This is a genomic window from Patiriisocius sp. 208BN25-11, from assembly GCF_058147145.1.
In genome coordinates, this window is sequence record NZ_JBYVJY010000003.1 from 25,679 (window position 1) to 37,743 (window position 12,065).

Annotated in this window: 15 protein-coding genes; all 15 read right to left on the reverse strand. The window is 37.9% G+C overall.

Features of this window, described 5'->3' with window-relative positions; all coding sequences use genetic code 11:
- Position 1: 1 nt before the first annotated feature.
- The 15 genes from ACY2RS_RS05045 to ACY2RS_RS05115 all read right to left on the reverse strand — a co-directional run bounded on the left by ACY2RS_RS05045 (position 2) and on the right by ACY2RS_RS05115 (position 12,062).
- Positions 2-1,378, reverse strand: coding sequence for a tetratricopeptide repeat protein (locus tag ACY2RS_RS05045; protein WP_490097532.1), 1,377 nt, complete (start codon positions 1,376-1,378; stop codon positions 2-4).
- Between the two features lie 107 nt (positions 1,379-1,485).
- On the reverse strand, positions 1,486-2,502 hold the full coding sequence (locus tag ACY2RS_RS05050) for a sugar nucleotidyltransferase (RefSeq protein ID WP_490097533.1): 1,017 nt from the start codon (positions 2,500-2,502) through the stop codon (positions 1,486-1,488).
- A gap of 44 nt (positions 2,503-2,546) precedes the next feature.
- Complete coding sequence (locus ACY2RS_RS05055; RefSeq protein WP_490097534.1) at positions 2,547-2,861, reverse strand: GIY-YIG nuclease family protein; 315 nt, start codon at positions 2,859-2,861, stop codon at positions 2,547-2,549.
- A gap of 123 nt (positions 2,862-2,984) precedes the next feature.
- Positions 2,985-3,419: a dUTP diphosphatase gene (dut, locus tag ACY2RS_RS05060; protein ID WP_490097535.1), complete on the reverse strand. Its 435-nt coding sequence runs from the start codon at positions 3,417-3,419 to the stop codon at positions 2,985-2,987.
- A 76-nt stretch (positions 3,420-3,495) separates the two neighbouring features.
- Entirely contained in the window at positions 3,496-4,956 is a 1,461-nt protein-coding gene (locus tag ACY2RS_RS05065; protein WP_490097536.1) for a lipopolysaccharide biosynthesis protein, read from the reverse strand.
- Positions 4,957-5,100: 144 nt separating this feature from the next.
- The gene (locus ACY2RS_RS05070; protein WP_490097537.1) at positions 5,101-5,610 is read right to left on the reverse strand and encodes a hypothetical protein; all 510 of its coding nucleotides are present in this window, start codon (positions 5,608-5,610) and stop codon (positions 5,101-5,103) included.
- Positions 5,611-5,705: 95 nt separating this feature from the next.
- Entirely contained in the window at positions 5,706-6,569 is an 864-nt protein-coding gene (gene atpG / locus ACY2RS_RS05075; RefSeq protein ID WP_490097538.1) for an ATP synthase F1 subunit gamma, read from the reverse strand.
- An 86-nt stretch (positions 6,570-6,655) separates the two neighbouring features.
- Complete coding sequence (gene atpA, locus ACY2RS_RS05080; RefSeq protein ID WP_490097539.1) at positions 6,656-8,236, reverse strand: F0F1 ATP synthase subunit alpha; 1,581 nt, start codon at positions 8,234-8,236, stop codon at positions 6,656-6,658.
- Positions 8,237-8,300: 64 nt separating this feature from the next.
- Positions 8,301-8,840, reverse strand: coding sequence for an ATP synthase F1 subunit delta (atpH, locus tag ACY2RS_RS05085; RefSeq protein WP_490097540.1), 540 nt, complete (start codon positions 8,838-8,840; stop codon positions 8,301-8,303).
- Positions 8,841-8,847: 7 nt separating this feature from the next.
- The gene (locus tag ACY2RS_RS05090) at positions 8,848-9,348 is read right to left on the reverse strand and encodes a F0F1 ATP synthase subunit B (protein WP_490097541.1); all 501 of its coding nucleotides are present in this window, start codon (positions 9,346-9,348) and stop codon (positions 8,848-8,850) included.
- A gap of 108 nt (positions 9,349-9,456) precedes the next feature.
- A complete protein-coding gene (gene atpE / locus ACY2RS_RS05095) occupies positions 9,457-9,648 on the reverse strand; it encodes an ATP synthase F0 subunit C (protein ID WP_203295023.1) in 192 nt (63 codons plus the stop codon).
- 78 nt (positions 9,649-9,726) lie between these two features.
- Positions 9,727-10,860 carry a F0F1 ATP synthase subunit A gene (gene atpB, locus ACY2RS_RS05100; RefSeq protein ID WP_490097542.1) on the reverse strand — a complete coding sequence of 378 codons (1,134 nt, stop codon included), beginning with the start codon at positions 10,858-10,860 and terminating at the stop codon, positions 9,727-9,729.
- Positions 10,861-10,983: 123 nt separating this feature from the next.
- Entirely contained in the window at positions 10,984-11,376 is a 393-nt protein-coding gene (locus tag ACY2RS_RS05105) for a DUF6168 family protein (protein WP_490097543.1), read from the reverse strand.
- Positions 11,377-11,385: 9 nt separating this feature from the next.
- On the reverse strand, positions 11,386-11,601 hold the full coding sequence (locus tag ACY2RS_RS05110) for an AtpZ/AtpI family protein (protein WP_490097544.1): 216 nt from the start codon (positions 11,599-11,601) through the stop codon (positions 11,386-11,388).
- An 11-nt stretch (positions 11,602-11,612) separates the two neighbouring features.
- Positions 11,613-12,062: a bactofilin family protein gene (locus ACY2RS_RS05115; RefSeq protein WP_490097545.1), complete on the reverse strand. Its 450-nt coding sequence runs from the start codon at positions 12,060-12,062 to the stop codon at positions 11,613-11,615.
- Positions 12,063-12,065 lie beyond the last annotated feature (3 nt).

The window sequence follows — 12,065 nt, forward strand, 5'->3', positions numbered from 1 at the left end:
CCTAATTTGAAATTTGAATCGCCGCCGCTTTTTTAGCGTAATTTGCTGCTTTTTTAGCATTTCCTTGTCCAGCATATCCCGTGCTTAATTGCTCGTAAAAATCTTTTTCCATTTGGGTGTCGTCTATCAAATAATCTACGCCAGCTTCTAAAATTTCTGTCGCTGTTTTAAAATCTTGCAGGTTGTTATTGGCAATTCCGTTGAGCAAATACAACAAGGGTTGTGCAGGAAAAATTTCTAATGAATCCTCGCTCAAGGTTTTAGCTTCCTCGTTTTTATTAAAATCTAACTGCAATAAAATGGTGTTTTTTAGCAAGCTGAAATTATCTGCATCGCCAGCAATTCCTTTTTCATAAAACTTAAGAGCGGTTTCTTTATTGTTCTTAGACACATAGTAATCGCCAAGTTTTTGAAAAACCTGTCCGTTATTTTCTTCTGAAAACACAGTGACCATTTTGTTTAGTTCTGCTTCATATTGAGGATTAGTGTCCACAAATTGAAGAAAGTCGCCCAACACTTTGTACTGACTCTCTTTCTCTATGGTACTTGAGGTAAACACCTTTTCCATGGAGTTAAGTGCTTCCTTTGTATTTCCTTCGTCTAGATAAAACTTATATAAAGCCAAATGTACAACCTCACTCTTAGGATTGTTTTTAAGTAGCTCTTTTGCTGTTTCAAACGCTTTTTTGGTGTTCCCTTCTTCGCTGTATAAGTAGATGAGATTTAAGTACTCTCTTTCATTTGCAGGGTTCTTGTCTAGTTTTTTTTCTGCATTGCTTATGGCTCCCGAGTTATTTCCTGTTACACGATAGATTTGCTTTCTCAAGGCGTTGCGATAGCTACTTTCTCCCCAAGATTCGTCAAGCTCGTCTAGCAGCGTTAAAGCTTTGTCGTATTGTTTGGTACGGTGGTATAAATTGGCGAGATCTTCTTTGTAATCTTCATCTATACTCACTAATTTTTCAACCAAAGGAATGGCTTTCTCGTAATCTCTTTTTAGATAGTACAAATCGTATTTGGCCTCGAGTACATCTAATTTCTCTGGGTATTGCCTCAGCACACGATCTAGATTGATTTCTGCTTGATCGTATTGTTTGAGCTTTATTTGGTTTTTGGCAAACTCGTAAAACACAATGGCATCTGCTTCTGGATTTCCTTTACTTGCTTTTTGGGCTTTTTCTAATGCTGAAATTGCAAGCTCGTAGTTCTCGATAGACTTTTGTTTCAGTGCTTCGTAAAAGTTTTCTTGAAAGGCATCGGTTACATTTCCTAGATCATCTGTGGGTTCATCACCATCTTCTTGGGCCACTAATGCCATTGGAGATAGGATATTTCCGAAGAGAAAAAGAAATGTAAGGATGTGTTTTAAATGCAACATAAACTATTTTTTTGCGCCCCCGATATCCTCGGGACGAGACCTATTTAAAGATTCTCTATGATACAGAAACCTCTCGACTGCGCTCGAGGGGACATTTACATACTCGCTTACTTTAACTGAGAGTAATCGCCAATGCTTATGTTGGTAAACTTGCCATCGAAATGCGCGTGGTTTCCAATCATTGCGTTGTCTAAAGTAGCATTTTTTATCACAGTATGCGTTTGAATAATGCTGTTTTTTACGGTACTATCATCAATTACTGTGCCTTTCCCGATAGAAGCATGCGGTCCCACTGTACTATTTTTTATTACCACATCATCTCCAATAAAGCAAGGTTCTATAATGGTTGCGTTTTCAAGCTTGGCACTTTTTGAAACAAGGGCTTCTTGATCGTTGTGTAAAAAGCCTAGCATACGACGATTGGTCTCTACGGCAATTTCTTTATTTCCGCAATCCATCCACTCGCTTACGGTACCGGTTTTAAAAATTTTGTTGTCTGCCATCATGCGTTTGATACCATCGTTAATTTGGTATTCGCCACCATTGATGATATTGTTATCAAGTACGTATTGCAGTTCGTTTTTAAGGACCGCTACATCTTTAAAATAGTAGATGCCAATCACAGCTTGATCACTCACAAAGGTTTCTGGTTTTTCTACCAGCTCTACAATTTCTTGTTGGTCGTTTAGGTTCACAACCCCATAGGCTTCTGGGTTGTCGACTCTTTTGGTCCAAATTACAGCGTCTGCATCTTTATCTAAATCGAAATCGGCGCGAATCAAAGTATCAGCATAAGCAATCACAGCAGGGCCACTTAACGAAGGCTCTGCACACATGATAGCGTGTCCGGTACCTTTAGGGTCTAGTTGTCTGTAAATACTAGGCTTTGCTCCAAGTTCTTTGGCTAGGTCTTTCAGACTTTCTACCACATCATCTCCAAACCAAGCAGGGTCTCCTAGAATAAAAGCAATTTCTTCTATTTCTGTATTTAAAACACCGGCAATATCTGCCACCAAACGGTGCACAATAGGCTTTCCAGCTACAGGAATTAATGGTTTTGGTACAGTTAAACTATGTGGGCGAAGGCGGCTTCCGCGGCCTGCCATTGGGACGATTATTTTCATATGCATCACCCGCGTAGGCGGGTGTCTCATTTAATGGTTATTATTTATCTTATACTATTGAGATTTAAATTCCAGTTCATACTCAAATCTGACCATGTTGGATTCATTTCTTCAATTAACTTTACTTTCCATTCTCTTTTCCATTTCTTAAACTGCTTTTCTCTTAAAACAGCTTTAGCGCCATCTTCTATAATTTCAAAATATACAATTTTATCACAACAATACTTGGCAGTAAAAGAATTTGGGTACACTTTTAACTTATGTTCTTTTACTCGTTCGTCTAAATTATCTGTTACACCAATATAAATAACCCCTTTTGGTCTGTTTGTCATAATATATACATACCATTGATCAGCCATACTTTGTAAAATTAATATTCAAACGTTAACTTTAAATACTCTTCATAAAATAGGCTATTTTAATGGACTCTTTTCTCTTCTCTTTGCGGCATATCTATGTGAGATTCCTGCCTTCGCAGGAATTTATTTAACCCCAGTCGAACCAAACCCACCTTCACCTCTGGAAGTATCAGATAGCACATCCACTTCCTCAAACACCACACGCTCGTGCTTTGCAATGACTAATTGCGCAATACGCTCACCATTTTCTACCGTGAATGCTTCTTGACTTAGGTTGACTAAAATAACCCCTACTTCTCCACGATAATCTGCATCTACTGTTCCTGGACTATTAAGAACCGTAATTCCTTTCTTTGCTGCCAAACCACTTCTAGGACGTACTTGTGCTTCTGTACCGATAGGCAATTCTAGAAACAGGCCTGTCTTGACTATAGCACGCTCCATGGGTTGTAATACTATCGCTTCAGGAATAAAGGCTCTTATATCCATCCCTGCACTAGCTATGGTTTCGTAGCTTGGTAGTGGGTGGCTTGATTTGTTTATGATTTTTACGATCAAAATTATCTTTGTTAAATGTTTGTCACGATGCTACAGTAGAAAATAGGTTTCGACTGCGCTCAACCAGACAACATGATTATTTTTTGATGATTTTTTTTAGGTCATTGCGCTCAAAAAAGAACACTCCTAGCAAAAATACCAATAATAATGCAGTTCCAATCCATAGATTTCTGTCAAATACATAGAAGGAGAGGCTTGCAAAGAGTATTGCAATTCCTAAGTAACTTCCAATGCGCAGGACATCGTAGGGTACCCTGTAATATTTCCGCCCTAACACATACGATACTGTCATCATTGCGCCATAGGCAGCTAGGGTTGCTATGGCAGAACCTAGGTAACTTATTTTAGGAATTAAGAGGTAATTTAACCCCAAGGTAATTCCTGCTCCCATGACTGAGATATAGGCGCCAAATTTGGTTCGATCTGTTACTTTATACCATACAGATAGGTTGTGATAAATCCCCAAACAAAGGTTGGCTAACAAAATAATAGGAACAATAGAAAGGGCAACCCAATAGGCTTCATTTTTTATGAGTAATTCCTTAAAAAAGTCGACATACACAATAACAAATAAGAGAATGGTACTCCCAAAAATGGCGAAGTATTTGGTGATGGTAGCATAGGTGGTTTTGGCATTTTCTTCTTTGGCGTGGTTAAAGAAAAAAGGCTCTATCCCTAACCTAAAGGCGGTAGCGAATAAGGTCATAAACACGCCCAATTTATAGCAGGCTGCGTAGACGCCTACTTCGGATTCGGCAATATCTTGGGGCAACAAATATTTCAGCAATATTTTATCAAAAGCTTCATTGATAGAAAAAGCAATACCCGCAATGAGTACTGGAAACGCATAGCGAAGCATCTGTTTTAAGAGACTGGTATTGCAGGTAAATCCTATTTTAAAGTACAGCGGAGAAAGCAACAACAGGGTTACTCCGCTGGCAATGACATTTGCGATAAAGACATACAATACCTTATTTTTTTCTATAAAAATTGTCTGGAAGATCGAATCTGGATCTCCTGCAACCAACCTTGGCAGCACCAAAAAGAAAAACAAATTACAACCAAGATTGATGCATACGTTTGCAATTTTTATAACGGCATACTTCATGGGCTTTTCATTGGCCCTAAACCACACAAATGGAATAATGACCAAGGCATCCAATACTAAAATTAGTAAGGCATAGGTTACAAACTGGGTGTCGAAATCTATGAGCGCAGCAAGTTGTTCTCGAAAGAGAAACATCACGATAAAAAACGAAAGTGAAGAAAGGGTTACAGACACCAAAGCCGTAGACTGCACAGTCTTTTTTTGATCTGCCTTTTTATTGATAAATCTAAAAAAAGCAGTCTCCATACCATAACTCAACAAGACATTTCCTAGAATGATATACGACATGAGAGTTGCATAGATTCCAAAGTCAGACGGATCTAAAACACTCGTATATAAAGGCACTAAGACAATGGCTAAAGCACGCGGTAAAACGGTTGCTAAGCCATAAATAAAGGTTTGTTGAAATAGTTTTTTAAAGAGAGACAAAGAATTGGTTTTATACTCGTAAATGTAAGAAATTGTTGGATGACCGATGACGGGAGGAATTATAGCTGGTCAGTTTAAAAAATTGAGATACGTTTTGAAATATTTCTTAGCCTGAAAACTGTAACTGCCTACTGCCACTGAATACTAATTCTCTCCATCTTCTCCACTAGGCGGCACAGAAGGATAGGCAATAGGTTTTTCTTCTATCAACGGACTAATTTTAGTGTATCGAATGCTTCCATTGTGTATGTACTTTAAAACTGCTTCGTCTCTTAAAAGGGTGAAAGGGAAGGGTGCTTGTGGTGTATTTACAGCTTCTTTTATAGGATCTCCATCCATAGTGATATCTCTATTTGCATTGCCCTTAAAAGACGCCTCTACGCGTTGTGGTATGGGTTTTTTTGCTTTGGAAATTTGATTGCGAAAATACACTTCCTGAAATGAAACTCCTTTTTGCACTTCTTTAAAGTGAATGACTACATGAACCCCAGACCCCCCTCCTTGCACTCCTGCAATCCATTCTTGAAAACTACCGTAGCTTATAGTAAAAGGCGTTTTTTCAGTAAGGCTATACGGAGCATCATTTTTAGAACTTCCGCAACTCATGCAAGTGCAAAGTAATACAACTATGGCTATGGGTTTTACATACTTCATGAGATACTAATTAGGCTTTCTCTGCTAAAGGTACTAAAATAAAAAAACCTCCTAAGCATATCACTTAGGAGGTTTGATACTATTGTATCCTTATGTTAGCCAGCCAATGCCTCTGCACCACCAACAATTTCTAGAATCTCATTGGTAATAGCAGCTTGACGTGCTTTGTTGTATTGTAATTTAAGAGCATCACGCAACTCTGTCGCGTTATCTGTTGCTTTGTGCATGGCTGTCATACGTGCTCCGTGCTCACTTGCTACACTGTCTCTAATGGCTTTAAACAATTGTGTTTTTAAACTCTTAGGGATGAGTCCTTCTACGATTTCTGGCTTTGTTGGCTCAAAAATATAGTCGGCTGAACTGCTTGTTTCTGTAACTTCAGGAGGTAAGATTGGCAAAAACTGCTCGGTCATTACCAGTTGTGTTGCAGCATTTTTGAAGTGATTGTATACCAAAACAATTTTATCATAAGAACCTGCAGCATACTGTTGCATTAACATTTCAGCAATCTCTGAAGATGCTTGGAAATTTAAGTCATCAAAAATAGCAACGTTATGTTCAATCACATTTCCGTCTTTACTAATGATGTCATTTCCTTTTTTACCGATGGTTACAAAATCAACCTGCTTTCCAGCATAGGTATCATTTTTCAACACTTTAGATGCTTTAATCACATTGGTATTAAAAGCACCTGCTAACCCACGGTTAGAAGTAATGGCAACCACCAATACTTTGTTTACTTCACGCTGGTCTGCATACGCACTTCCGCTATCTGCGTCTAGTGTTGCACTTAAGTTTTGAAGTAACTCGGTTAATTTTTCAGAATACGGACGCATTGCTGTAATGGCATCCTGGGCTTTTTTCAATTTTGCAGCAGATACCATTTTCATGGCACTGGTGATCTGCATCGTTGATCCAACCGATGCTATTCTGTTTCTAATTTCTTTTAAGTTTGCCATTCTCTTAAGTTATTTATTAATAACACTTAGGCTTAACATCCCCCTAGCCCCCTGAAAGGGGGAATGAATTAGGGAATATAAATTTATTATGCTTTGAATTGTGCTGAAAGATCTGCAGCTACTTTAGTTAAGGTATCAATTACCTCGTCTGTTAACTTTCCAGACTTCAAAGTATCAAGGATACCTCTGTGCTGTGCGTTTAATAGCTCTAAATAATCTCTTTCAAATTCTTTCACTTTCGTTACAGGTACATCACGTAATAAGTTCTTAGAACCTGCGTAGATAATTGCAATTTGATCTTCTACCGTAAATGGTGTGTTTTCATTTTGCTTTAAGATCTCTACGTTACGCTTTCCTTTTTCAATTACGTTTAAGGTTGCAGCATCTAGATCTGATCCAAACTTAGCAAAGGCTTCTAATTCACGGAAAGCAGCTTGATCCAGTTTTAAGGTACCAGATACTTTTTTCATGGACTTAATCTGTGCGTTACCCCCTACACGAGATACCGAGATACCTACGTTAATTGCTGGACGAACCCCAGAGTTAAATAAATCTCCATCCAAGAAAATCTGTCCATCCGTAATAGAAATTACGTTTGTTGGAATATACGCAGATACATCACCCGCTTGTGTTTCAATAATTGGCAATGCAGTTAAAGAACCTCCTCCTTTTACTACGTCTTTTAAAGATGCAGGAAGATCGTTCATGGTTGCAGCAATTTTATCATCATTAATCACTTTTGCCGCACGCTCTAATAATCTTGAGTGCAAGAAGAATACATCTCCAGGATATGCCTCACGTCCCGGTGGGCGACGTAATAACAAAGATACCTCACGGTATGCAACTGCTTGCTTCGATAAATCATCATAGATAATTAAGGCTGGACGCCCAGTATCTCTAAAGTACTCACCAATAGCAGCTCCTGCAAATGGTGCATATACTTGCATTGGTGCTGGATCACTCGCGTTTGCTGCAACAATGGTAGTATAGGCTAAAGCTCCTGCTTCTTCTAATACTTTGGCAATGTTTGCAACTGTAGATGCTTTTTGTCCAACAGCAACATAGATACAATATACTGGCTCACCAGCATCGTAAAATTCTTTTTGGTTTAGGATGGTATCGATACAAACAGTAGACTTTCCTGTTTGACGGTCACCAATTACCAATTCACGCTGTCCTCTTCCTACTGGAATCATGGCGTCAATTGATTTAATTCCTGTTTGTAATGGCTCGGTTACAGGCTCACGATAGATTACCCCTGGTGCTTTACGCTCAAGTGGCATTTCATACGTTTTTCCTTCGATAGCTCCTTTACCATCGATAGGCTCCCCTAATGTGTTTACTACACGACCAACAACACCTTCACCTACATTAATAGATGCGATACGCTGTGTACGTTTTACAGTAGCTCCTTCAGAGATTCCTCTAGAAGGTCCTAATAATACAACCCCTACGTTATCTTCTTCCAGGTTTAGAACGATACCTTCCATACCGTTTTCAAACGCTACTAATTCACCGTATTGTGCATTAGCAAGTCCGTATACACGTGCAATACCATCACCTACAGTTAATACAGTTCCTACCTCATCTAATGAAGCTGTTGCTTCAAAACCGGTAAGTTGTTGTTTTAAGATTGCTGAAACTTCAGCTGGTTTAACTTCTGCCATTTCTATTTAGATTTTACCCTAATTACTAAGGGTGACTTCGGAAATTTCCGAAGGCGTTAAAAAATTATAATGATTTACTAAATTCTCTTTTTAAACTTCCTAGTTGGTTTGCAATACTGGCGTTGTATTGTAAATCTCCTACACGAAGTATAAAACCACCAATGATACTCTCATCGACAGTATTTTCGATAGTGATATTTTCACTACCTGTCATTTCTTTTACTTTGCTAAGCACTTGTGCTTCTATCGCTGGAGTAATTGCTATTGCCGTTGTAACGGTTGCTACTTGAACTCCTTTTGAAGCGTTGTACAAATCTACATAACTAGCAGCAACACCACCTAAAAGGCTAATTCTTTTATTGCTTGTTAGCGTTTGTAATAAGCCTTTAGTTACATCGCTATTATTTGCGAAGATTTTTACCAAAGCTTCTTTTTTGTCTTCCGCTTTCACAACTGGGCTTTGTAACACAGTACGTAGCTCTTTACTCCCTTCTAGGGTTGCTTGAACAGCTTTCATATCTCCAAAAACAACGTCGCTATTGTTTGCTTCGTTGGCTTGGTCTAAAACTGCTTTTGCGTATCTTATGGCTGCTCTGCTACTCATCCTATGGTTAGTTTACGTTAGCGTCTTTCAACATAGTTTCAACCAATTCCAATTGCTTGTCTTTGTTTGATAACTCGCTTTTTACTACTTTTTCTGCAATCTCTACAGAAAGACTCGCTACAGTTGATTTTAATTCTGCTACTGCAGATTTCTTTTCAGCTTCGATCGTTGCTTGAGCATTTGCAATTGTTTTGCTAGCTTCTGCTTGTGCTTCTTCTTTAGCATCTGCAATCATTTTTGCCTTCATCTCACGTGCTTCTTTCATCATTGTCTCACGCTCTGCTCTAGCTTCTTGTAACAATTTTTCGTTGTCTGCTTGCAAGTTTGCCATTTCTAGCTTTGCTTTCTCTGCAGCATCTAAAGCATCTTTAATTCCTTGCTCACGTTCGTTAACAGCATTTAAAATTGGCTTCCAAGCAAATTTTCTAAGCAATAAAAGCAATAGAATAAATACAACTGCTTGCCAAAAGAAAAGACCTACTGAAAATTCGTTTATTAATTTGTCCATTGTTATAATATTTCCGAAGAAACGAAATGTCTCTTGTTACTTGTTGTTTAATTTAATAGGAACATATCGCTGCAACCAACCGTTGCAGCAATATGTTTTCTTGTTTGATTATCCTGCGAAAATCGCCGCGAAACCAATACCTTCAATAAGCGCCGCTGCAATAAGCATCGCTGTTTGAATCTTTCCGTAAGCTTCTGGCTGACGTGCGATAGCTTCCATAGCTTTCCCACCAATCATACCGATACCAATACCAGCACCAATTACTGCCAAACCTGCTCCAATAATAGTTGGAATTTCCATAATATATATAATTAAAAATTAAACATTCAATCTAAAACTATTGCAATCCTATTAAAGGAGTACAATAGGTAATTTGTATTAAGAGTGCGCGTGCTCTTCATCGTGATGCTCGTGTGTTTCACTTGCAAACCCAAAGTAAAGTGCTGCTAACATCGTAAAGATGTAAGCTTGTAATAACGCAACTAATATTTCAATTAATGAGATGGCAAATGCCAACCCAAATGATAAGGTCCCACCTACCCAATTTTGGAAGATGTAAATTAACCCCAATAAACTTCCTAGTACTACGTGTCCTGCCGTCATGTTTGCATACAAACGAATTAATAATGCAAATGGCTTAATGAACATCCCTAAAACTTCGATAGGAACCAAAATGATATAGATAAAGATTTTTCCTGCCCATGGCATCCCGTCTCCTAGTGGATCAAAAATGTGCTTCCAATAATCTTTTGTACCTGTAAATGTGGTGATTAAGAAAACAATAATTGCTAAAGCTGTTGTTACGGCAATGTTTCCTGTTACGTTTACTCCAAGTGGTGTTAAACCAAACATGTTTAAAAACCAGATAAAGAAAAATACCGTTAATAAAAATGGCATGTATTTTTTGTACTTCCCTTCGCCAATGTTAGCGATAGCAATATCGTCACGAATGTACGTGATAATCGGCTCGAAGAAACGTCCAAATCCTTTTGCAATACCTCCATTGTTTGCGTAACTTTTTGCAAGTCCTTTAAATAAGAAGAACATTAGAATCGCTGTCAATAAAATCATGAACACACCTTTGGTGATAGAAAGATCTATTGGCTTTGCATTTGTTGCGTGGTGGTCTTCATCGTAGTTGATGGTACCAGCAGCATCTGTCTTGTATATTTTGGCGTGATCTATTTTATAGTAATTACCATCTACCTCTGCAACTGTTTCTCCGTGGTGGAATTTTGAAGAAGAGAATACTTTTAATCCATCATCCCAAAGAATAACTGGCAATGGAAACCCAACATGGTGCTTTTTACCAGCATCATCTGTGTAAGAGTATAATCCAAAATCGTGAGAATCTAATAAGTGATGCGCCACATAATCTTTTACCTCTTGCTTTCTTGAAGCCTTAGTATCTCCAGACTGAGCAGCATCTTTTGAAGGTTCTTTGGCAGACATTGTAAATGACGTTGCCAAAAATAGAATTGAAAGTAATCTAACCAATGTTTTTCTTTGCATTTTGAGACAATTTAAAGGTGTCCTTAAAATCGGTGCAAAAATACAGTTAATCCCTAAAAAGAAAAAACTATTTTCTCTCTTTTTTTATTCTGGGTTTTAGCTAGCGTTTTGATTCTTAAATTTCTATGAATAAGTCTGATTATTAAGCTGTTTGGAAAGAAAGATAACTTCTAGTATTAAACAAATGGCATAGGGCACAAAAAACGCAGCAAATTCGGTCTTATGCATCACTCCATCTTCTTGATAAAATGGATAGAAGAGTATAAAGAAGACCACAAACTTAATCCCACTCCCTAACATAAATATAAACGTAGTATTTGCAGATTGTTTGTTGAAATTGGACTGAATTAAAAACAAAAGCAGTCCCCCCAACACATAATTTATGACATACGAAGTGATAATTCTGTTTTCAAAAAGAGGGGATTCTAATAGATATAGGGTTGCTATATGAATACCAAACACCAATAAAAACACTCCCAACAAAAGGATTAAAAAACGTAGGGTACTACTTGTCATACTAGATTATTATTTGTGAAGCTTATTGGTTTGCTTTAAGACTACATACAAAGAAATACCTACTCCAGCGAGTGTACAAATAATTAAAAATACTTTCCCGTCACTATATGTACTATCCAACCACTTTCCTAATTGTACGAAGAGATAGATAATGACACCCATTTGTATGGCTATGGCAGAAAGTGCTGCCCATCTTTTTAAGCCATTACTTGGGTCTTTGGACATCTATTTAGTATTTAATTAAGCTGCTCTGCACCTGTTTTCTTTGATCGTTGAGAGCGATCATAAGGCGTTGTTTGAGATGCATTTTTCATGTTTGCTCCCTGCATGCTGCAGGTTGCATTAAAGGTAGCTCCAGGTTCTACAGAAAGTTTGCCTACAACAACATCTCCTTCAATCTTTGCTGAACTACGTAGTGTAAGTAATTGCGTTACTTTTAAATTTCCATTAAAACTCCCTTCTATATCGGCATTCTCGCAAGTGAGTGTTCCTGTAATCACCCCATTTTTCCCTAATACTACTTTAGAAGGAGTTGTTACATTACCGTCTATAATCCCATCAATTCTAAAGAATCCCTTCGAAGTAATATCACCTTTAATATGCGTTCCTTCGTTAATTCTATTTTGGCTTGCTCCTGGTTCTGCAACAGCACCATTGGTTCTTCTATTTTTCTTATCTGAAAGCATTTG